The organism is Neorhizobium sp. S3-V5DH (assembly GCF_004343065.1).
GTDB classification, from domain to species: domain Bacteria; phylum Pseudomonadota; class Alphaproteobacteria; order Rhizobiales; family Rhizobiaceae; genus Neorhizobium; species Neorhizobium huautlense.
The window spans coordinates 157,357-178,008 of sequence record NZ_SMCL01000010.1 but is presented as its reverse complement, the minus strand read 5'-3'; the positions used below and the strand labels follow the sequence as shown (position 1 = coordinate 178,008).

Below are 20,652 nucleotides of genomic sequence, written 5' to 3'. Positions count from 1 at the left end.
TAGCCCATCTGCATGGTTCGTGATCGATGGCCGAAAGAACGCTGATCGTCAGGCATCATCCATCGCGCCGAGCGCAGTTGCTCGTAAGTTTTCCTCACCGTCACTGCATCCCCTCCGCGCACACAGCGGCCACTTCCGTCTGTGCTTCCGTCAAACTGATATTTTAGTTTGACATATATTTCAACGGCGGCCCTTCATTGTGCATTGTCCGTGCTGCGGCTATGGATGAGCGAAAAGGATTGGCTCGTATGAATTCCCAGCTTGCCACGACGCTCGGCTTTTGGGCACCCGGTTTTCCAGTCGTCCTCGGCGGCACTGTCCAACGGATTTATGACGACCTGCGCAAACGGATCGTCACCATCCAGCTTCCGCCGGACACAACGTTGTCGCGCACCGAACTTTCCGAGACCTACGAAGTCAGCCAGACCCCGATTCGCGAGGCATTGCAGCTTCTCAAACAGGAGGGATTGGTTCGCATCCATCCGCAATCCCGCACCGTAGTGACCCGGATCGATGTCCTGCAGATTCACGAGGCGCATTTCCTTCGCGTTGCACTGGAAACCGAAGTCTGCCGCCGCTTGGCCAATGACCCCGATCTGGATCCGAGCGTCGTCACGCGTGCCCGTTCGATTATCAAGATGCAGTCGGCGATCGCCGACGATGCCGAGCAGGTCGCGATCTTCCAGGAGCTCGATGAGATCTTCCACCAGACATTGTTTGCCGGCGCAAAGCGCAGCGGCCTGCACCAGCTGGTTCGCGAACGCTCCGGTCATCTGGAACGCATTCGTCGTCTTCATCTGCCCGAAAAGGGCAAGATCGTCAGCATTCTCGAAGGCCATCGCGCCATCATCGAGGCCATTGCCGCACGCGACGAACAGGGTGCCGTCAATGCCATCCGCGAGCATCTGAGCCGCACTGTCGCAAAGGTCGAAGACCTCCGAAAGGAATTCCCTCACTATTTCGTCTGAGAATGCCGCGTCGGCGTTGGTTAATCCAAGAATCCGTCTTCATTGACAATCCCTGTGGCTGGCTGGCGCCCCGCGAAAGTGTGAGATCCGCCCGTCTTTTCAGCCGCTTTCTTCACCTAAAAGCCGAATGACGCTCTGCCTCATGTGAAAGTTCATGACCTCGCGTGCAAGCGCGGGATCACCGGCCTTGATGGCTTCGAGAACACGACCGTGTTCCTCCACGACACGCGGCGCTACCTGATCGGCCGGCCGCTCCTGCAGCTTGCGGGTAAACTCCATCGTCAGCTTGATCTGGTTGCGCATCGTGCCGAGCGCGAAGGTGAAATAAGGGTTGCGAGCCGCCTGTGCCACGGCCATGTGAAAGGCGAAGTCGGCGTCAAGCACACCCTCGCCGCGCGGCAGGGTCAGCATTCGCCGATGCGCTTCCTCGATGCCGCGGATCGCTTCTGGATCGCAAAGCCGTGCTGCATCTTCCGCCGCCGCGCATTCCACCACCTGGCGAAACCGCATGCAGCGCTTCATGTCGAACACTGTCTGGATCGACAGGCTCTGAATGTCGGTGGTTGCCGGCACGACATCCGCGCGAGGCTGTACGAAGTTGGCCGATCCGCGCCGCGAGACGATCCGGCCGGCTTCCCGCATCTTCACCAGTGCCTTTCGCAGGACAGGACGCGAAACGCCGAACTGACGGGCAAGCTCTGCCTCCGGCGGCAGGCGTCCGCCGCCGTGCCAGGCCGGCGCATCAAGCATCGCTTCGAGCCGGGCGAGCACATGAGACGACAGGTCTTGCAGGGGACGTGTTTGTTGAGTGATCTCATTCATCACGCCCATACTACCGTCGGCATTCCGCCATTCCAATAGGGAGGGCAAATTTACTAATATTTACTTATATTGACAAATTGGTTTGCCTGCGCAATTAATAACACGATGCGGTGAGTGATTGCCGCCAAAGAACCTAAAGCCGCGTGACCAGAATTGCGGGACAGTGACAGAGGATCGGATGCTTATCGAGCCGAATTCGTCGACACCCACCATGGACAGCCCCCTCGCCCGGCACACGCCGCATATCGTTTCCGTGCGGGCTATCCCGGTTGCAGGGCAGGACAGCATGTTGCTCAACCTGAGCGGCGCGCACGCCCCTTTCTTCACCCGCAACCTCGCGATCATCGAAGATGACTCTGGCCATACCGGCATCGGTGAAGTTCCCGGCGGCGAGGCAATCCGCAGGACGATCGAGGAAGCGGGCCCGCTCCTGATCGGACAGACGACCGGCAACTATAACAGCTTGCTCAACAAGATTCAGAAGGCTTTCGGCGACCGTGATAGCGGCGGCCGTGGGCTGCAGACTTTTGATCTGCGCACCACTATCCACGTGGTGACGGCGCTGGAGTCGGCTCTGCTCGACCTTCTCGGCCAGCATCTCGGCGTGCCGGTGGCAGCCCTTCTCGGCGATGGCCAGCAGCGCGATCGGGTCGAGATGCTCGGCTATCTCTTTTATGTCGGCGACCGACGCAAGACTGACCTGCCCTATCGCGATGGCAAAGACGAAACGGACGCCTGGTTGCGACTGCGCGACGAGCAGGCCCTGACCCCGGAGGCGATCGTCCGGCTCGCCGAGGCGACGAAGGAGCGTTACGGTTTTCGCGACTTCAAGCTGAAAGGCGGCGTCTTGCAAGGCGACGAGGAAATCGAGGCGGTAACGGCAATTGCCCGCCGCTTCCCCGAAGCGCGCGTGACGCTTGATCCGAATGGCGCGTGGTCGCTGGAAGAGGCCATTCGCCTCTGTAAGGGGCGCGGCGACGTGCTCGCCTATGCAGAAGACCCCTGCGGCGCCGAGCAGGGTTATTCCGGCCGCGAGATCATGGCCGAATTCCGCCGTGCCACCGGTCTGCCGACCGCTACCAACATGGTGGCAACAGACTGGCGCCAACTCTCACATGCCATCCAGCTGCAATCGGTCGACATTCCGCTGGCCGACCCGCATTTCTGGACCATGCAGGGCTCGGTGCGCGTCGCGCAGATCTGCCAGACCTTCGGCATGACCTGGGGCTCGCATTCCAACAACCATTTCGATGTATCGCTAGCCATGTTCACCCATGTGGGCGCGGCAGCACCCGGACGCGTCACCGCGCTCGATACCCATTGGATCTGGCAGGACGGCCAGCGGCTGACCCGCGAGCCGCTGAAGATCGAGGACGGACATATCGCCGTACCGGACCGGCCAGGTCTCGGTGTCGAACTGGATATGAGCCAAGTCGAGAAGGCTCACGAACTGTACCTGAAACACGGGCTCGGCGCGCGCGATGACGCGACCGCCATGCAGTACCTCATCAAGGGCTGGCGCTTCGACAACAAGCGGCCTTGCCTCGTGCGATAGCCACAGAACGTCCGAGCGCCCGGGCGACATCACCTGGAAGCGGCGCCAAGGATCATTAGGAGGATGAACCTATGAAAGCAAAAAACCTGATCGCCATTTCACTCGGCCTTGGCATCGCCTTTGCGGCGGGCGTTGCCAAAGCCTTCCCGGATGGCCCGATCACTATTGTCGTACCCTTCCCGCCAGGCGGCGCGACCGACACGACTGCGCGGCTGATGGAACCGCAGATGTCAAAAGTATTGGGCGCAAACATTGTCGTGGAAAACAAACCGGGCGCCACCGGTGCGATCGGGGCCGGCCTGGTCGCCGATGCCGAAGCCAACGGCCAAACGTTGCTGGTCGCCTCGCTCGGCACCTTTGCCACCAATCCCTACCTGCAGAAGAAGCTCTCCTACGATCCGATGAAGGACTTCGATCTCCTGACCGTCGCCGTGAGCACGCCCAATGTGCTTGTCGCGACGCCGAAATTCACGGCAAACAGCGTGCAGGAACTCATCTCGGCCATGAAGGAAAAGCCGGAGAGCGTCACTTTTGCAAATTCCGGCACCGGCTCCTCCGACCACCTGACCGCAGCCCTCTTCTGGCAGGCGACCGGCACCAAAGGTGTGCATGTGCCCTATAAGGGAGGTTCCGCCGCACAGGCCGATCTCGTCGGCGGCCATGTGGACGTGTCGTTCCAGAACCTCGGCGCCATCATGAACTTCGTGCAGGCGGGGCAGATGAAGGCGCTCGCACAGACCGGCGAGAAGCGCCATCCGCTGCTGCCGAACGTGCCCACGCTCACCGAACTCGGCTACGGCAATGTCGTGGTCAACGCCTGGCAGGGTGTTGCCGCGCCCAAGGGTCTACCGGCCGACGTCAAGGCGAAACTCAATCAGGCGATCCAGGCCTCGCTCAAAGACCCCGAGGTGGTCGCCAAGTTCAGCAAGCTGGGCTTCGAGGTCGTGGCGAACTCCAATGAAGAGTTCGCCACCTATCTCGGCAAGGAGATGACGCGCTGGAAGGACGTCATCGAAAAAGGCAATATCAGCGCGGAATGATCCGTGAAAATGGCCGCCGAAGTCTCTTCGGCGGCCATGTTTCATAAGGAAGCCGCCCTGAACGGATAGAACTGCAGGGCCGTTTCATCAAGCTGGTAGACGCTAGACAAGCGGGGCCGACGCTCTTGCGCTCTCTGCGATCGGAACAACGGCGGCTTCCATGCTTTCCGTCGTCGTGCCGGTCACGATGAAGCCGAGCAGCGGCGCAGCGATGCCAGCGGCTTTCAGCTTCGGCATGTCGTCCCCGACGAACCGCTTCTGGCTCGGCGCGATGACCGGGATGCCAGCCTTGCTGGTGATGTCCCTGTAGCGGGCAAGATCGGTCTCATTCAGCGGTTTGCCATAGTCTGCGAAGGCGGCGACAGACGCCTCCATCATCACGCCCGGAATGGCGATGATCTTTGCCAATTCCTCATCCGTGCCCTTTTCACCGAGAGCCGGCATCGGCCTGAGCCTGGATTGCAGGAGATGCGGCTGCATGTCACTGAAATAGATATTGAAACCCTCGAAACCGAGATCGGCAAGCGCATCCATTTCTTCAGGGCTCGGCACCTTCTCCTGTCCAGCCATGACCAGTAACGGCACGCCAAGTGTCGCAAGTTTTTCGAAGAAGGGCCGCTCCTCGGCAAAGCTTCCGAAGGTCGTGCCCGAGGCGCGATGATAGGCGTTGAGGTGGACCTTGATCGCGAACGCCCCTGCCCCGATCGCGGCTTTCGCAAGATCGAGATCGTGGCGGGCGAGCGAGACGATGACGGGAAATTCCCCACCGCGCAGCGCCCTGGTAAGTCTGGTTTCCGGATAGATTGGCATGGATAAGACCTCAGTTCAAACGCTGCCCATCATCGGCCGCGAAGAGGTGGGCGGTATTGATATCCGGACGAACACGGATCGTCGCGCCTGGAGAGAGCGAGACGCGCTCGCGAAAAACGCCCGTGATCTGCGTTTCGCCGAGCTTCATCGTCACCTGAGTCTCCGAGCCCATCGGCTCGACGAGCACAATTTCGGCCGGCACCCCACTGCTATCGAGGACGAAGTGCTCCGGCCGGATACCATAGATCGCCTTGCGAGCACGGAATTTATTTGCCGATTCCGGCAGCGGCAACAGGATACCAGGCGCAGCAAATCCTTCCGCGGTGATCATGCCGGTCAGGAAATTCATGGCCGGCGAACCGATGAACCCTGCCACGAACTGGTTGGCGGGTCGGTCGTAGAGATCGAGCGGCGCGCCAATCTGCTCCACCCGGCCACCGTTCAGCACCACGATCTTGTCGGCCATGGTCATGGCTTCAACCTGATCGTGAGTAACATACACAGTAGTCGTCCTAAGCTTCTGGTGCAGGCTCTTGATCTCGCCCCGCATGACGACACGCAGCTTCGCATCGAGATTCGACAGAGGTTCGTCGAAGAGAAACACTTGCGGGTTGCGAACGATCGCCCGGCCCATAGCGACGCGCTGCCGCTGCCCCCCGGAGAGCTGGCGAGGGTAACGGTCGAGCAGCGGCGCGAGACCGAGGATATCGGCCGCCCATTTGACCCGTTCGGCGATCTCCGCCTTGCCGCCTCCGCGGTGCTCCAGCGAGAAACCCATATTGGTCGCAACCGTCATATGCGGATAAAGCGCATAGTTCTGGAAGACCATGGCGATGTCGCGGTCCTTCGGGTCTAGATCGTTCACCACCCGCCCGCCGATCTTCACCTCGCCGCCGGAGATCGTCTCGAGCCCCGCTATCATCCTGAGCAGCGTGGACTTGCCGCAGCCGGACGGCCCGACCAGCACGACGAATTCGCCGTCGTTGATGCCGAGATCGACACCATGGATGATATCGACGGCGCCATAACTCTTGCGGACATCAGAAAGGGAAACTTCAGCCATAGGAAATCCGATTTTCAGCCCTTGAGACCGGTATGCGCGAGCCCTTCGACGAATTGCTTCTGCGCGATGATGAAGACAATGAGGACGGGAAGCGCCGTCAGCGTTGCGGCGGCGAGCTGGATGTTCCACATCGGGCCGCCGTAAGCGTCGGTGTATTGGGTCAGCGCCTGCGGCAGCGTGAACTTTTCCGCGCTCGACAAGAACACGATCGGTTCGAGAAACAGGTTCCAGGAATGCAGGAAGGTAAAGATCGCGACTGACGCCAGTGCCGGCTTGGCGAGCGGAAGCGCGATCATGCGGAATATTTTAAAGCGGCCAAGGCCATCGACGCGTGCCGCCTCTTCGAGCTCTGCCGGCAAGGTCACGAAAAACTGTCGCATGACGAAGGTGGCGAAGACGCTTGGCGCTCCGAAAATCGGCACCAGGATCAGCGGCCAATGGGTGTTCACCATGCCGGCTTTCAGGAACATCCGGAAGAGAGGCACGATCGTCACCTCCGAGGGGATAAGCAGGCCAAGCAGCACGATCATGAAGATCGTATTCGCGAATGGAAAGCGGATACGGGCAAACGCGTAACCAGCCATCGACGAGACGGCCATCGTCCCGATCGTCACGACCGCTGCGATATAGGCGGAATTCCAGTATTGCTGCACGAATGGCTGCAACTCGAAGACCTTGGAATAGGTCGTCCAATCATAGCTCTCAGGAATGAGCTGAGGCGGAAAGGCGAAGATGTCGCTAATCGGCTTTACCGAGGACGTCGCCATCCACCAGGTTGGAAAAACGAAGGGAATGAGAAGCACACACATCAGCCCATAGAGAAGGGTTTTCAGGCGCGGGGAGAGTTCAGGTTTCATAAAAGACGATCCTCTTGCGCATCTGCCACTGGGCGAAGGTCAGCACGGCGACGATCAGGAAAAGCAGGATCGACAGCGTCGAGCCGTAGCCAAAGAAATGGAACTGGAAGGCCTGCTGGTAGAGATAATAGACGAGCACGGTCGTCGACAGACCAGGCCCGCCCTGGGTCAGAACCGCAATCTGCGCGAAGACCTGCAGCGACCCGACGATCGTGATGATCGAGGTCAAAAGGATGGTCGGGCTGATCAACGGCAGCGTGATGCGGCGGAACTGCTTGAAACGCGGCGCCCCGTCGACACGTGCGGCTTCATAAAGTTCATTCGGCACGCCCTGGAGTGCTGCGAGGAACAGGATCATATTGAGCCCGACATTCTTGAAGACCTGTACGACGATCACCGAGATCATCGCTGTCGTCTCTTCGCGCAGCCAGTTCGGCCCCTCGATGCCTAAGACCTGCAGCATGCCGTTGATGCCGCCGTTTTTTTGAAGAAGAAATCCCCAGACGATCGTCCAGGCGACGAGCGATACTACGACCGGCGAAAAGAACAGGGTGCGGAAGATGGTTATTCCGGCAAGCCTCTGGTTAAGCAGAATCGCCAAAAGCAGCGCCAGCGACAGATTGAAGACGACCAGGCCCGCGGAAAAGACGGCTGTCGCACCGAGTACTTCGAGGAGATTGCTATCCTCGATCAGCATTTGATAGTTCTGTGCGCCTGTATAGGTAAAAGTATTGGCAAGCACATTCCATTCGTGCAGGGAATACCAGAACACGAGCCCGAGTGGGATCAGCACGAAGACGATGATGCCGACCAACTGCGGGGCGATGAAGAGGAAACCGGCGAGGCTGTCGCGCCGGGCAATCGTCCAGAACGGCGATGAGGAGCGTCCTTCCGGACTTGCGTGATCCTGCGCGACAGCCATCTTATGCTTCCTTAGCGTTTCAGGAGCGGGCCGATCTGGCCGCAGATCTTCTGGAGCGTGCCCGGGATATCCGCATCCGGACGCCAAATCGCATCGAGGCCAGAGCGCACCGCCTGCTGGATCTGCGCAAAACCCGTATGACCCGGGATAACCTTGCCCGTAGCGATGCCTGAGATCACGACCGTGTCGATTTGCTCCTGGCTCAAGAGCGGGTTGGTCTTTTTCAGCACTTCGGCATTCAGCAGCGACTTGCGGGCCGAGGGGAAGAACTGGCTGAGCTTGGCCGAGTTCTCCGGATTGGTCATATACGCGACAAATTCGGCAGCGGTTTTGGCGTTCTTGCCCGCCTGCATGACGCCGAGGCCGGCCTGGCCGATCAGCGCGTAGTTGCCGGCTGGCCCCTTCGGCAGCGGTACGAGATCCCAGGCAAAGGGTTTTTCCTTCGGCAGCAACGAGGCGCGGCTGATCTGGGTAATCGTCATTGCCGCATTGCCGGCGAAGAAATCGACGTTTTCTCCGGGACCCGGGATCGCCTTCTTCTTGAAGATCGCGTCATGGATGAAGGTTAGCGCATCGACCATCGGCTTTTCGGCCATAGTGCATGCCTTGCCGTCGGCGCTCCAGGGCGAAGCGCCCCAGCCGTTCCAGACCGAGGCGAGATTCTGCCAGATCTGGTAGTTGAAATCGCGGACGATCAGCCCACCCTTGCCCGTTTGACCTACTGCCGAAGCCGTCGCGATGGCATTGTCCCAGCTCCACTGATCGGCAGCAATCAATTCGGCTGGGGGCTTGGCGCCTGAAGCCTTGATGAGATCGTTGTTGACGAACATCGCGAACGGCGACGTCGAGAACGGATAGGCATAGAGTTTGCCATCCTTCGACCAGCGTTCGGCGGCGCTCGCACTTAGCTCTTCGAGATTGTAGCCCTTGGTTGCCTTAAGGGTATCGCTCAGCGGGAAAAGCGCACCGGAATTGACAAAGTCGTAGGCTGCGGTCTCGAAGATCCAGGCCATGTCCGGCGCGTTGCCGCCAGCGATCTGGGTGGTCAGCGCGGTCGTATAGGTATCGAACGGCAGCGACTCGTATGTCACCGTGACATCAGGATGATCCTTCTTGAAACCTGCGGCGATCTCATTGAACAGCTTCAGATGGGCCTCGTTGGCGCTCCAGATGGTCATGCGCAGATTGACCGCATCCTGCGCAGTGGCAGTGCAGCTCCAGCCGAGCGGCATAGCAAGCGCCAATGCCGCGACCGCCGATTTCAGTGCCCTATGATAGTTCATTCCCGTTCCTCCTCCAAAGATGGGTTTGATTAATAGGCCGAGATATCCGGCCAACGGATTTCAATGCCCTCACGGGTAAGCGCCCGCTGAAGATCCTGCAGATGCTCGTCGTTTGCCTGCACCTGATGCGGCTTCAGCCCCTTTTCGAGGCAATAGGCGGCGAGCATGCCCGCGGCTTCGCCGATGTTCCATTCGACCGGATGCAGGCGGTAGCAGCCATTGGTGATATGGGTGGTGCCTATATTCTTGCCGGCCGCGATGAGGTTCTTCATCCGCTGCGGCAGCAGACTCCCAAGCGGGATCTCGAACGGGCAGGACGGCACGTCGATATAGTTGTCGCCACCGGTCGAGGGGTGCAGGTCGATGCGGTACATGCCGATACCGACGCTGTCGCGATAGTTTACCGCGCCCTTGTCGCCGCGTACCGCATGGGAAAGATCCTGTTCGACAATGCGAGTGACCGGCTTGATGCGGCGACTTTCACGGATATAGGGCGCCATGGCGAGACCGTGCTCGGTGCCGGTGATGTCGCCGCGCAGACGAAGGCCGCGATAGCCCTGCCCGCCGTCAATACGCGGTGCTTCCGTCTGCAGCCAGTAGAAGACCGAATAGGAAAGGTCCGCGGCGCCTTTGAGGTGGCGCGCCTTTTCCTCTTCCGAGACGTCAATGATCGTACCGTCCATGTAGTCGATCATCGGCCAGTTTACGAAGCAAATGTCGGACTGATAAAAACCAGGCGTAAAATTGCGCCGCGCCGCGATGCGACGGAAGAGCCAGAGGTTCTCATCGCCACCACCCTTTCGCTGGTCGGCATCGACAGCCAATGGATCGTCGTCGACATTCGGCGTGAATGAGCGGGTGGTGAATTCCAGCGTGCGCGGATGCGGTGCGGTGAAGCCGAGTAGCGGCCCGCCCCAGAAATGCGGCTCATACTTGCGCCAGTAGTCGTAGTTCTCCGGCTTGTCGATCGTCCGGTCGCCATCGACACAATCGACCGCGAAACAAACGGAAACGGCCTGGACATTGTTCGGCTGCGCTTCGGAAGGTGCGCTCGGCTCGCCGGTATCCGACTGCGCCTCGAAACCCTTCACATATTCCGTACCGGTCATCGGCAGCAGGTCGCCGAGTTCGGTCGCGTCGAGCACATAATCTGCGAAGATGACGATCTCCCAACCCGTATCGCGATGACGGACGGCGACCGAGCGAATGATGTCGCCCTCTACATCCGCCGCGACCGGACGAAAGGGCTGCAGCACCTTGAGGCGGCCGGCACCGCGATAGGCCATCAGCATCGCTTCCATCACCGCAAGGCTGACACGCGGCTCGGCGCAGATACGGCTGACCCACCCGCCACCCGGATTGAGATCACCCCAGGCGCGAGCGCCTTCGGTCAGCGGGTAGTTGTCGCGGTAATACTGGCGGATGCCGTTGCGCAGCTTGCGGTAGGAGCGTGTGATGCCGAATTGCTCGACCCAGGTATGTTCGTCGGAGGGAACTGCCTGGCTCGTCAACTGGCCGCCGATCCAATCGAATTCCTCGGTCATGATGACACTTTTGCCCGCCCGGCAAGCACCGATGGCCGCCGCCACGCCGCCGAGGCCGCCGCCGACCACCAGAATATCCGCACGCATCTCTTTTGCAGGCATTTCAATCACGTCCGTTTGTTCGCGAGGGTTTGCCCCTCGACCGGTTCACAAGTCAGAAGAATTTGTTCGATCGGGGCCGCATCCTCGATGCGACGCACCAGCATCGCCGTAGCCTGTCGCCCCATTTCCTCGCGGGGAATGTCGAAGGCGGTAAACTGCATATGGCTGCGTTCTGCACGCACGTGGCTGCCGAGCACGATGGCTGAGAAGTCCTCAGGCACGGAAAGCCCTCTCGCCCTCGCCGCCGCCTCGACACGCACCGCATCAGCCAGTTCGACGAAGAAGACCGCGGTCGCACCACTTGCGACGATCGCATCCAGCGCTTCACCAGCAGGTCGGCCGACCTCGTTCACGTGCAGGACCAGTTCGGCGCCTTCAGCGATCACTTCGGAAAAACCGCGCCAGCGGTCGACGATCGATTCCGCCGAGCCGCTCGGGCCGACATAGGCGAGTTTCTCGTGCCCGAGCGCTCTCGCCTTTTCGACCAATGCACGGGTGCCTTTGGCGTAATCGCCGCCGACATAAGGAACGGGTCCGCCAGCGTCCTCACGTCGGCCGATAGCCACAAAGGGGTAGTCACCCAGCACCAGCCGCCTCAACTCAGCCCGATCGAACTCGCGGCCGAGCACGAGGCAACCGTCAGCGATCCGAAGCCGGTTGCCATCGGCAAAGATTTTGCGTTCCCGCCCGACGCCTGCGCCGGTTAAAAGCAGAAGGTCGTAATTCTGTGCCTGCGCCTCTTCCTCGATGCCGAGCAGAAAAGGCGTGAAAAAGTCCGCCTGCTCGCTCGGAAAAGCCGGCTCATAGGTGAAGACGCCGAGGATACGGTTGAGGCCCTTGGCCATGCGTCGGGCAATCGGATCAGCCACGTAGCCGGTCGTCCGGATAACGTGCTGAACGCGCTCGCGGGTTTCCTGCGGGATACGCGCCAAGGCCGTGGGAGCACCATTGAGGACAAGCGAAACGGTCGCCTGGCTCACACCGGCCAGTTTCGCAATATCGCGCTGGGTCAAGCGCTTAGTGCCCGCCACGCATCATCCTCCCAAGCTCCTCTTGACTGCTAATGCGTATTAGCAGCTAATACGTATAAACAAAATTAGACGACCGACTGTCAAGCGGGAAAATGAAGGAGGACCGATGAGGTTTGGAGAACATTTGAAATCGCTGGGAATTTCCGGCATCCGCGTCTTCGGTGACAGCATCACCGCCGGCTTCAATGCCAGCCAGCCACATCTTGCCTGGCCGGCTCTATTCGCAGCCGAGGTCGATGGCTTCCCGATCCGTAATTGCGCGATCCCCGGCACGGTGCTGCAGGGAGCACACCTTGCGGATGACAAAGCACGGCCGGACAACGGCATCGGCCGTTTTGAATACGCGCTCCTGGATGCACACCACCACGACGCGATCCTAATTCTCTATGGGTATAACGATGCCCGTTATACGGCGGCGCCGAACACCATGAATGTCCCGAACTTCACGCGCGACTATGCATGGATGCTGGAAAATTTGATCAGAGCCGGCCACGGAGATCGGCTCGCAATCGGCAGCCCGCCCTACATTCCTGATGCTGGGTTTTCGGTTGGTAGCGCCGGATTCACGGGCCAGACGCGGATGGGTTTCGAAAGTTATGCCGAAGCGGTGCTCATGCTGGCACGACGCTTCTCACTTTTTTATGCGCCTGTTTACGAGACCATGAAAGCTTACGGCGACGGCGCCTTGGCCTCCGCCGATCTAGTCCATCCGAGCGATGCCGGACATCGCGCGATTTCTGGCGCTTTTATAGGTGCGGATCGTCCATAGGTCTCCAGACAGCGTGGCTCCAACATCGGTGTCTGCGTCGCCGTCTCAAGTGCAGGATGGCCCGCGCACACAAATGTTTTGCCCCTGCCTTGGTGATCATTCTGTGCCATAAGGCATGACTCATCGTCAGGTAAGGCAAACTCGTCATGAAAAAGATCGGTTTTCTGTCCTTCGGCCATTGGACGCCGTCGCCCCAATCACAAACGCGCTCCGCCAGCGACGCACTCTTGCAGTCCATTGATCTGGCGGTTGCCGCGGAGGAACTGGGGGCCGACGGAGCCTATTTCCGCGTTCATCATTTTGCCCGCCAGCTCGCCTCGCCTTTCCCTTTGCTGGCGGCCGTCGGTGCCAAAACCAGTCGTATCGAGATCGGCACCGCGGTGATCGACATGCGTTATGAAAATCCCCTCTACATGGCTGAAGACGCAGGTGCCGCCGACATCATCGCCGGCGGCCGCTTGCAACTTGGCATCAGCCGCGGTTCGCCGGAGCAGGTGATCGATGGTTGGCGTTATTTCGGTTATGTGCCGCCCGAGGGACAGACCGACGCGGAGATGGCGAGGCATCATACGCAAGTATTCCTCGACGTTCTGCGCGGCGAAGGTTTTGCCAAGCCCAATCCGCGGCCGATGTTCCCCAATCCTCCAGGCCCGCTACGCTTGGAGCCGCATTCCGAGGGATTGCGCGAGCGTATCTGGTGGGGCGCAAGTTCCAATGCGACGGCTCAATGGGCGGCAGAGCTGGGGATGAACCTTCAGAGCTCGACACTCAAGAACGACGAGACGGGGGAGCCCTTTCATATCCAGCAAGCCGCTCAAATCCGCGTCTTCCGGGAGGCATGGAAAGCCGCCGGTCATGAGCGCGAGCCGCGGGTATCAGTCAGCCGCAGCATTTTCGCGCTGGTGGACGATCGCGACCGCGCCTATTTCGGCCATGGAGACGACGGCCAGGATCAGATCGGCTTCATCGACGAGAAGACCCGGGCGATTTTCGGTCGCAGCTACGCCGCCGAACCGGAGGTTCTGATCGAGCAACTGGCGAGGGACGAGGCGATTGCGGAAGCCGACACGCTGTTGTTGACCGTGCCCAATCAGCTCGGCGTCGACTACAACGCCCACGTGATCGAAGCTATTCTCTCGCACGTGGCCCCGGCGCTGGGATGGCGATAAGCATCGGCTTCTACAGCTTGGGTAATCCACGACCGTCGTCGTGAAAGACAAGGCCGCAGCCGAGTCAGGAGCCGCTGCGGTCCTGCAGCTCCCGCTCGGCGCGTTCCAACGCGCTGGAATTCAGGACTTTGCGGAGTAGCGCAACTGCGACGGCACGCATGCGCAGGTTGTACCAGCCTTCCATGCCGTCGTCCGGCAGATCATAGACTTCGAGCTTTTCGTAAAGCTGCTGCAGCCTGTTCTGGACGCTGCGCAAAGAAAGTCTCTTGCGTTGGGCAATCGCCTTGTCGGTCAGGCCGAGTGCCACATCCACGAGGATCTCGTATTCCGCATCGGTCAGTCCGTGAGCATTGCCCAGGCTCTTTTGCTGGATGCCCCTCACTTCGCGGTCGATGACACATTGGGATTCGACAAACACACTTCGAAGCGCCAGTTTCAGCCGTTCATCCGAGGCCGATTTCAGCACATAACCGTAAGTCGCCCCTTCCGGTACGATCCGCGAGACGCCGCGTACATAGGCTTCATCCGAATAATTGGACCAGAAGAGAATTTTGGTGTCGGGTCTTTCGCGCCAGATGGTGCGGGCAGCTTCGATCCCGTTGCGCTCGCTCATCTGCAGATCCATGACGACATGTTCCACGCGCGCCTTGCGAGCTTCAATCTCACCGCTCTGGCCGCTTTCCGCCTCGACGACCATGTCGCATTCCGGCAGCGCCGCACGAACCGCTTCATGCAGATAAGAACGGTGCAACGGGTCGTCTTCAACGATCAAAACCCTCATTTTAATGATCCCGTATTCGTTTGCGGCCGAGAGGCAATTGGACCTTCACGAAGGTGCCGGGGCCTGAGTCGTTCTGACCGATCTCAAATCTTGCAGCGATGAGACGGGCGCGCGTCTTCATATTGTCAATTCCGTGGCCTCCCGGATTGCGGGAGGACATCAAGCCGCTACCGTCATCGATAACCTCGATGGACAAAGTGCCGTTCAGATTTCTTATATGCACGAGGATGACCTCCGGCTGGGCATGGCGGATGGCATTATTGACGGCCTCCTGCACGATACGAAACAGCGCCGTCGCCACCGTTTGGCCCAGGGCGTCGAGCGCACCATTGCTTTCGTCCACCATCCGCCATTGGATCGACAGGCCGCTTTCTCGCGCCGAACGATCGAGATGGTTTTCGATCGCTTCCGCGACGCCGAAGAGCTGCAGAACCGTGGGTTTTGCCTCTTCGATAATTTGTCGCAGATCATGCATGCACTGCTGCAGCGCTCGAGACAGGGGCTCCAAACTTTCCCCGGGCAGCTCTGCCTGCCCGCTCAGCCGTTCCATGCGTCGGGCAAGCCGCGTCAGGTCGGCGAGCGTCTGGTCGTGCAGGTCCATGCCGATGCGCTGCCGCTCCGCCTCCAAGGCCTCGGTAAGCTTCAACGCACCGAGTCTCAGCCCCTCCTCGCGAGCCCGGGCTTCAGCCTCCACGATGGCCGAGCGTTTCGCTTGCTCGGCGGCCCGCAGCGCAAAGAAATAGGGGGCCAGCAAGTCGGCAATCGAGCGGGCGTTCTCGACATCCTCCATGGTGTAACAGTCATGGGAATGGCTGGAGCAGCTCAGTGCGCCGATAATATCTCCCTGCACCTTGAGAGGCACGTGCAGTCGGCTGCGCAGCGACAGTTCGACGATCGGGCTCGAAAAGGCACCCTCAAAATGAAATCTCGGATCTGTGCAGGCATCCGGCGAAAGAAGAAAATCCACCTCGCCCGATAGAAGGCTGCGTATCGGGCTGCCGGTCAAGAGAGCCGGCGGGTGTTTGCTCCAGGCGGTTTCAAGACCGCTTTCATAGGCAATGTGATATTTGCCGTCGACCATCTTGATGCACACATCGAGATGGTCGTGCGGGATGATGTGGCTGATCTCGGCAGCCACGGCCTGGATGATGGAATGAAAATCGAGCTGGCCCGCGAGCAGCCGCGAAATCCCGAGATAACGGTCGAACAGCGATTCTCGCGCCGGATTGAGCATGCCTGGACCTCCTCCCAAGTCCTTTTGCAATTAAGCGCCTGCTTTACACCTTTGTCCTGCGGAAACCCGCATATTTTGCGCGAATATCCGCAAACAGATTGCTTGGATGCGCCTGTACAACACCGGTATTTTTCCTCATTCTCGATCTACTGAGCAACCGGGCCTCAGCGCTTTCACTATCTCCGCAAACCGTTGAGGAGCGGCCGGAGATGAGCCCGTCGGGACTAGGGAGGAAATCATGATCATCAGGAAGATGCTGTTTGCATCTGTCGCCACAGCCTGCATCGCAATCCCACTTTCCGCGGTCGCAGACACCGCCGACAAAAAGATTGCACTGTCTAACAACTATGCCGGCAACTCATGGCGGCAAGCCATGCTGACGAGCTGGGACAAGATCACCAAGGAGGCCGTTGCCAAAGGTATCGTCGCAGCAGCCGATCCTTTCACGACAGCTGAAAACCAGGCAACCGAACAGGCTGCGCAGATCCAGAACCTCATCCTGCAGGGCTATGACGCCATCGTCGTGAACGCGGCCTCCCCGACCGCTCTGAATGGCGCGATCAAGGAAGCTTGCGACGCAGGTATCACCGTCGTTTCCTTCGATGGCATCGTCACCGAGCCTTGCGCCTGGCGGATTGCGGTAGATTTCAAGGCGATGGGCGAAAGCCAGGTCGAATACCTTGCGAAAAAACTGCCGAAGGGTGGAAACCTGCTGGAGATCAGGGGTCTTGCGGGGGTTTCGGTCGACGATGAAATTCACGCGGGCATTCAAGCTGGCGTCCAGAAAAATCCGCAGTTCAAGATCGTCGGATCCGTTAATGGCGACTGGGCTCAGGATGTGGCTCAACGCGCCGTTGCCGGCATCCTCCCGAGCCTTCCGGAAATCGCCGCTGTCGTGACCCAGGGCGGGGACGGCTATGGCGCCGCCCAAGCCTTTGCGGCGGCCAAGCGGCCGACCCCAACGATTGTCATGGGGAACCGCGAGGACGAACTTGTCTGGTGGAAACAACAGAAGGACAAGAACAGCTACGAGACGATGTCCGTCTCGATCGCCCCCGGCGTCTCGACCCTGGCTTTCTGGGTCGCCCAGCAGATCCTCGACGGCAAGGACGTCAAAAAGGACCTCGTCGTGCCCTTCCTGCGCATCGACCAGGATAACCTCGAGGCGAACCTTTCCAAAACCCAGAAGGGCGGTGTAGCGAATGTCGAATATTCGCTTGAGGACGCCCAGAAGGTGATCAGCGCCGCGAAGTGACGGTTAGAGAGAGCCGATACGGTTGGCGGGCCATCCGCTCCGCCAATCCTATCTCGGCGGCCTCTCGGCCGCGCCACAAACACGAGCCTTCATGACTGCAGACCCAATGAAAAACGAGGTGGTAGCCGCCCGCGGCATCAAGGTCGCCTTCGGTGCCGTCAAAGCGCTCGACGGCGTCGATCTTGTTATCCAGGCCGGCGAATGCGTCGGTCTCGTCGGCCATAACGGGGCCGGCAAATCGACCATCGTCAACGTCATCAATGGCGGCCTCTCGCCTCAGGAAGGCGTCGTTAGCTATGGCGGCAAAACCGGCGCGCACGGAATTTCGGCGGCGCGGGCCAATGGCGTGCGGTGCGTCTTCCAGGAACTTTCGCTCTGCCCCAACCTCACCGTCAACGAAAACGTCAGGATCATGCATCCAGACCTGAAAGGCTGGGATTGGCGCAGCCGCGCCTTGGCACTCGTAAAAAGGCAGCTTCAGGACATCTTTCCCGGCCATCTGATCGATTGCGACAGCACCGTGGACGATCTTTCGATTGCCGAACGCCAGATGGTTGAAATTGCCATCAGCTTTGCGGGGCTTGGCGCTCCGCCGAAACTAGTCATTCTGGATGAGCCAACGTCCTCGCTGGACGCAGGGCTTGCCGCGCAGATGATGGCCTATATTCGACGTTTTGTTGCAGGCGGCGGCGCGGTTTTGCTGATCTCGCACATTCTTGGTGAAATCCTGTCGACCGCAGATCGTATCGTGGTGATGAAGGACGGTCGCGTTGTCGCTGATCGTCAGGCCTCGGAAATGAATTCCCGGAGCCTTGTCGAAGCCATGGGCAATGTCGTGCGCGAACAGGAATACCTGCGCTCGGCCGCCGCAAGGTCGGGTTCGCCTGTACTTTCGATGCCGCCCCGGCGTGGACGCGGGCTCGCCTTTGAGGCCCATCGCGGCGAAATCGTGGGACTCGCAGGCCTTGGCGGCCATGGTCAGACCGAAGCACTTCTCGACCTCTACCTCTCACGCAACAGCAATTGGTGGCCGGGGCGCGGGGGCGAACTTGCCTTCGTCGCGGGAGACCGCGGCCTCAACGGTACCTTCCCGCTCTGGAGCATCCTGAAGAACCTCAGCATCGCTTCCCTGCAGGATCTTTCCTCACGCATGCTCATCGACAATGCGCGCGAAAGCAGACTGGGCCTCGGCTGGAAGAACCGCATCGAGATCCGTACTCCGGACCTGGAAAACCGAATCTTGTCGCTGTCCGGCGGCAATCAGCAGAAAGTCCTGTTTGCGCGCGCGCTCGCCACCACGGCGAGAACCGTGCTGATGGACGACCCGATGCGTGGTGTGGACATCGGGACCAAGCAGGAGGTCTATCAAATTCTTCGTTCCGAGGCCGCTTCGGGCCGGACCTTCATCTGGTATTCCACGGAAATGGACGAGATTCGCCTTTGCGACCGGGTCTATGTCTTTCGCGAGGGAGCGATCGTCGCCGAACTCACCGGTGACGAGATCACCGAAAAGAACGTGCTCGCCGCCTCATTCAGCGCTGGAGAAGCGGCATGAAAATTTCCTCTGGCACCGTTCGGCTGATCATCCCGGCGGCCTCGCTGTCGGTTCTGCTGGCAGCCGTGTTTTATATGCAGCCGCGTGCCATGAGCTATACCGGGCTCAACCTGCTCTTCAATCTCGCCGTCCCGATTGCGCTCGCGACGGTTGCGCAGATGCTCATCATGGCGGTCAACGACCTCGATCTGTCGATGGGCACGTTCGTCAGCTTCTGCGCCTGTGTCACAGCCACCTTCCTGCAGGCCTCACCGGGAACCGGTATGCTGATATTCTTGGGCGCGATCGCCGCTTACGCAGCGATCGGCGTCATCATCTATGTCCGCGAACTTCCAGCAATCGTCGTGACGCTCGGCATGAGCTTCGTCTGGGGCGGCCTTGCGGTGTTAATCTTGCCGTCGCCCGGCGGCGCCGCCCCGGGATGGGCACGCTGGCTGATGACGTCGAAGCCCCCGTTCGTCCCGATGGCAATCGTCGCCAGCGTGGTGATCGCTCTCATAACCCATTTCCTCATCATGCGATCGTCCTTCGGCGTGCTCATCCGCGGGGTGGGCGGCAATGTCCGCTCGGTGGAACGCGCCGGCTGGTCCGTCATCAAGGTGCGGGCCGCCGCCTATGGACTCGCAGGCCTCTTCGCGGTGCTGTCAGGGATTGCGCTCGTCGGCCTGACGACCTCGGCGGACGCCAATATCGCGCTTCGCTACACGCTGCTTTCCATCGCCGGCGTTATCCTCGGCGGCGGCGAATTCGTCGGCGGCAAGGTTTCGCCGATCGGAGCCGTCATCGGCGCGTTGACGCTGGCACTTGCCGGCTCGTTCCTCTCCTTCATGCGGATTTCGCCGGACTGGCAGATCGGCGCTCAGGGCGCGATCCTGATCATCGTTCTGGCGATGCGTCTGTTCCTGAACCGGTTGGAAAAGCGGGAGAAAAGCCGATGAATGCACATCGACTGCTCCTCGCCAAGCCTTGGATCTGGTCCTTCGCAGCAACGGCCGCCGTCTGGATCATCACGGTGCTTTTCACCGGTGGAGCCAGCTCGCTCGGATTGTCTCAGGCGGCTTTGACCTTTGCCGCGTTCTCCGTCGTCGTCGGCATCGGCCAAATGTTCGTCATCACTCTGGGGCCGGGCAATATCGACCTGTCCGTGCCGGCCACGATGACGCTTTCGGGCACGCTGGCATTGAAACTGATGGATGTGCAGGACAGCATGATCCTGGTTGGTCTCATCCTATCCGTCGGACTTGGCTCCATTATCGGGCTGGGCAATTACGCGCTGATCAAACTTTTGAGAATTCCACCGATCATCGCAACCCTGTCGATGAGTTTTATCGTCCAGTCGACGGCCATATGGGCCAATCGCGGCCTGCGCATCAAGCCGCCGGAAATGCTTGCAAGCTTTACCACATCCAGCCTTTTCGGCATCCCGAATGTCGCGCTCGTGGCTCTGATCCTCTCGGCCGTCGCGTGGCTGCTCTTGGAAAAGACCATTTACGGGCGCTGGATTTCCGCAGTCGGTCAGAGCATGCCTGCCGCGCGCATGGCCGGCATTCCGGTCGATGGCACGCGGCTCGTAACCTACATTCTTTGCGCTGTGCTCGCCTCTCTTTGCGGCTATCTGCTTGCCAGTTTCTCCGGCGGTGCCGCTCTCAATATGGGGACGGAATACCTCCTCATGTCGATTGCTGTCGTCGTGATCGGCGGAACCGCGGTGGCCGGGGGGAATTCCAATATTCCCGGGATCTGGGGAGCCTCGCTCTTCATGTTCCTCGTTGTATCGATGCTGAATACCTATGGCTTCGGCGCAGGTTTCCGTCTCATCCTCACCGGCCTCATCATCATCGCCGTCATCCTCGTGGCCGGCGGACGCCGATCCACCCGATGAACCCCAATCG

At 60.0% G+C, this 20,652-nt stretch carries 19 protein-coding genes; 9 read left to right on the top strand and 10 right to left on the bottom strand.

The features are described from left to right. Positions 1-248: 248 nt before the first annotated feature. Positions 249-968 (top strand): GntR family transcriptional regulator, encoded by a 720-nt coding sequence (locus EDE09_RS16030; protein ID WP_132411620.1) that lies wholly within the window; start codon positions 249-251, stop codon positions 966-968. Positions 969-1,067: 99 nt separating this feature from the next. Here the strand turns inward: EDE09_RS16030 and EDE09_RS16025 are convergent, their stop codons facing one another. After that, positions 1,068-1,790 carry an FCD domain-containing protein gene (locus tag EDE09_RS16025; RefSeq protein WP_165924195.1) on the bottom strand — a complete coding sequence of 241 codons (723 nt, stop codon included), beginning with the start codon at positions 1,788-1,790 and terminating at the stop codon, positions 1,068-1,070. A gap of 211 nt (positions 1,791-2,001) precedes the next feature. On the opposite strand from EDE09_RS16025, the gene gudD reads away from it, so the two are divergent. Next, entirely contained in the window at positions 2,002-3,345 is a 1,344-nt protein-coding gene (gene gudD, locus EDE09_RS16020; protein WP_132411630.1) for a glucarate dehydratase, read from the top strand. A 71-nt stretch (positions 3,346-3,416) separates the two neighbouring features. After that, positions 3,417-4,385, top strand: coding sequence for a tripartite tricarboxylate transporter substrate binding protein (locus EDE09_RS16015; protein ID WP_132411616.1), 969 nt, complete (start codon positions 3,417-3,419; stop codon positions 4,383-4,385). 102 nt (positions 4,386-4,487) lie between these two features. On the opposite strand, the gene EDE09_RS16010 is transcribed toward EDE09_RS16015, so the two are convergent. From EDE09_RS16010 to EDE09_RS15980, 7 genes are read right to left on the bottom strand one after another with little or no spacing between them, the layout of a single operon-like run. After that, positions 4,488-5,195, bottom strand: a complete 708-nt coding sequence (locus tag EDE09_RS16010; protein ID WP_132411614.1) for a hypothetical protein — start codon at positions 5,193-5,195, stop codon at positions 4,488-4,490. 10 nt (positions 5,196-5,205) lie between these two features. Beyond that, positions 5,206-6,258, bottom strand: a complete 1,053-nt coding sequence (gene ugpC / locus EDE09_RS16005; RefSeq protein WP_132411612.1) for a sn-glycerol-3-phosphate ABC transporter ATP-binding protein UgpC — start codon at positions 6,256-6,258, stop codon at positions 5,206-5,208. Between the two features lie 14 nt (positions 6,259-6,272). Next, positions 6,273-7,115, bottom strand: a complete 843-nt coding sequence (locus tag EDE09_RS16000; protein ID WP_132411610.1) for a carbohydrate ABC transporter permease — start codon at positions 7,113-7,115, stop codon at positions 6,273-6,275. Further along, complete coding sequence (locus tag EDE09_RS15995; protein WP_132411608.1) at positions 7,105-8,037, bottom strand: sugar ABC transporter permease; 933 nt, start codon at positions 8,035-8,037, stop codon at positions 7,105-7,107. The genes EDE09_RS16000 and EDE09_RS15995 overlap by 11 nt, the downstream gene beginning before the upstream one ends. Before the next feature lie 11 nt (positions 8,038-8,048). Continuing rightward, positions 8,049-9,320 (bottom strand): sugar ABC transporter substrate-binding protein, encoded by a 1,272-nt coding sequence (locus EDE09_RS15990; protein ID WP_132411606.1) that lies wholly within the window; start codon positions 9,318-9,320, stop codon positions 8,049-8,051. 29 nt (positions 9,321-9,349) lie between these two features. Further along, positions 9,350-10,951: an FAD-dependent oxidoreductase gene (locus EDE09_RS15985; RefSeq protein WP_132411628.1), complete on the bottom strand. Its 1,602-nt coding sequence runs from the start codon at positions 10,949-10,951 to the stop codon at positions 9,350-9,352. 20 nt (positions 10,952-10,971) lie between these two features. After that, positions 10,972-11,997 (bottom strand): LacI family DNA-binding transcriptional regulator, encoded by a 1,026-nt coding sequence (locus EDE09_RS15980; RefSeq protein ID WP_132411604.1) that lies wholly within the window; start codon positions 11,995-11,997, stop codon positions 10,972-10,974. A gap of 106 nt (positions 11,998-12,103) precedes the next feature. On the opposite strand from EDE09_RS15980, the gene EDE09_RS15975 reads away from it, so the two are divergent. Together EDE09_RS15975 and EDE09_RS15970 are read left to right on the top strand one after the other, a co-directional pair. Beyond that, complete coding sequence (locus tag EDE09_RS15975) at positions 12,104-12,766, top strand: GDSL-type esterase/lipase family protein (protein WP_132411602.1); 663 nt, start codon at positions 12,104-12,106, stop codon at positions 12,764-12,766. A 146-nt stretch (positions 12,767-12,912) separates the two neighbouring features. After that, positions 12,913-13,935 (top strand): LLM class flavin-dependent oxidoreductase, encoded by a 1,023-nt coding sequence (locus tag EDE09_RS15970; protein WP_105370876.1) that lies wholly within the window; start codon positions 12,913-12,915, stop codon positions 13,933-13,935. 64 nt (positions 13,936-13,999) lie between these two features. Here EDE09_RS15970 and EDE09_RS15965 read toward each other — a convergent pair whose 3' ends face one another. Next, a complete protein-coding gene (locus tag EDE09_RS15965; protein WP_132411600.1) occupies positions 14,000-14,716 on the bottom strand; it encodes a response regulator transcription factor in 717 nt (238 codons plus the stop codon). A 1-nt stretch (position 14,717) separates the two neighbouring features. Then, the gene (locus EDE09_RS15960) at positions 14,718-15,950 is read right to left on the bottom strand and encodes a sensor histidine kinase (protein WP_105370874.1); all 1,233 of its coding nucleotides are present in this window, start codon (positions 15,948-15,950) and stop codon (positions 14,718-14,720) included. A gap of 238 nt (positions 15,951-16,188) precedes the next feature. Between EDE09_RS15960 and EDE09_RS15955 the strand changes: the two genes are divergently transcribed. The 4 genes from EDE09_RS15955 (at position 16,189) to EDE09_RS15940 (ending at position 20,642) form a co-directional block, all read left to right on the top strand. Further along, positions 16,189-17,205 carry an ABC transporter substrate-binding protein gene (locus EDE09_RS15955; protein WP_112800843.1) on the top strand — a complete coding sequence of 339 codons (1,017 nt, stop codon included), beginning with the start codon at positions 16,189-16,191 and terminating at the stop codon, positions 17,203-17,205. Between the two features lie 91 nt (positions 17,206-17,296). Then, the gene (locus EDE09_RS15950) at positions 17,297-18,760 is read left to right on the top strand and encodes a sugar ABC transporter ATP-binding protein (protein ID WP_105371045.1); all 1,464 of its coding nucleotides are present in this window, start codon (positions 17,297-17,299) and stop codon (positions 18,758-18,760) included. Further along, on the top strand, positions 18,757-19,698 hold the full coding sequence (locus EDE09_RS15945; protein ID WP_105370872.1) for an ABC transporter permease: 942 nt from the start codon (positions 18,757-18,759) through the stop codon (positions 19,696-19,698). Before EDE09_RS15950 ends, EDE09_RS15945 begins: the two co-directional genes overlap by 4 nt. Further along, positions 19,695-20,642 (top strand): ABC transporter permease, encoded by a 948-nt coding sequence (locus EDE09_RS15940; RefSeq protein ID WP_105370871.1) that lies wholly within the window; start codon positions 19,695-19,697, stop codon positions 20,640-20,642. The genes EDE09_RS15945 and EDE09_RS15940 overlap by 4 nt, the downstream gene beginning before the upstream one ends. Positions 20,643-20,652 lie beyond the last annotated feature (10 nt).

What these genes read in the sequence shown, in the direction of transcription:
- EDE09_RS16030 (WP_132411620.1), top strand. Translation starts at nt 249, where the DNA reads ATGAATTCCCAGCTTGCCACGACGCTCGGCTTTTGGGCACCCGGTTTT.
- EDE09_RS16025 (WP_165924195.1), bottom strand. Translation starts at nt 1,790, where the DNA reads ATGAATGAGATCACTCAACAAACACGTCCCCTGCAAGACCTGTCGTCT.
- gudD (WP_132411630.1), top strand. Translation starts at nt 2,002, where the DNA reads ATGGACAGCCCCCTCGCCCGGCACACGCCGCATATCGTTTCCGTGCGG.
- EDE09_RS16015 (WP_132411616.1), top strand. Translation starts at nt 3,417, where the DNA reads ATGAAAGCAAAAAACCTGATCGCCATTTCACTCGGCCTTGGCATCGCC.
- EDE09_RS16010 (WP_132411614.1), bottom strand. Translation starts at nt 5,195, where the DNA reads ATGCCAATCTATCCGGAAACCAGACTTACCAGGGCGCTGCGCGGTGGG.
- ugpC (WP_132411612.1), bottom strand. Translation starts at nt 6,258, where the DNA reads ATGGCTGAAGTTTCCCTTTCTGATGTCCGCAAGAGTTATGGCGCCGTC.
- EDE09_RS16000 (WP_132411610.1), bottom strand. Translation starts at nt 7,115, where the DNA reads ATGAAACCTGAACTCTCCCCGCGCCTGAAAACCCTTCTCTATGGGCTG.
- EDE09_RS15995 (WP_132411608.1), bottom strand. Translation starts at nt 8,037, where the DNA reads ATGGCTGTCGCGCAGGATCACGCAAGTCCGGAAGGACGCTCCTCATCG.
- EDE09_RS15990 (WP_132411606.1), bottom strand. Translation starts at nt 9,320, where the DNA reads ATGAACTATCATAGGGCACTGAAATCGGCGGTCGCGGCATTGGCGCTT.
- EDE09_RS15985 (WP_132411628.1), bottom strand. Translation starts at nt 10,951, where the DNA reads ATGCGTGCGGATATTCTGGTGGTCGGCGGCGGCCTCGGCGGCGTGGCG.
- EDE09_RS15975 (WP_132411602.1), top strand. Translation starts at nt 12,104, where the DNA reads ATGAGGTTTGGAGAACATTTGAAATCGCTGGGAATTTCCGGCATCCGC.
- EDE09_RS15970 (WP_105370876.1), top strand. Translation starts at nt 12,913, where the DNA reads ATGAAAAAGATCGGTTTTCTGTCCTTCGGCCATTGGACGCCGTCGCCC.
- EDE09_RS15965 (WP_132411600.1), bottom strand. Translation starts at nt 14,716, where the DNA reads ATGAGGGTTTTGATCGTTGAAGACGACCCGTTGCACCGTTCTTATCTG.
- EDE09_RS15960 (WP_105370874.1), bottom strand. Translation starts at nt 15,950, where the DNA reads ATGCTCAATCCGGCGCGAGAATCGCTGTTCGACCGTTATCTCGGGATT.
- EDE09_RS15955 (WP_112800843.1), top strand. Translation starts at nt 16,189, where the DNA reads ATGATCATCAGGAAGATGCTGTTTGCATCTGTCGCCACAGCCTGCATC.
- EDE09_RS15950 (WP_105371045.1), top strand. Translation starts at nt 17,297, where the DNA reads ATGACTGCAGACCCAATGAAAAACGAGGTGGTAGCCGCCCGCGGCATC.
- EDE09_RS15945 (WP_105370872.1), top strand. Translation starts at nt 18,757, where the DNA reads ATGAAAATTTCCTCTGGCACCGTTCGGCTGATCATCCCGGCGGCCTCG.
- EDE09_RS15940 (WP_105370871.1), top strand. Translation starts at nt 19,695, where the DNA reads ATGAATGCACATCGACTGCTCCTCGCCAAGCCTTGGATCTGGTCCTTC.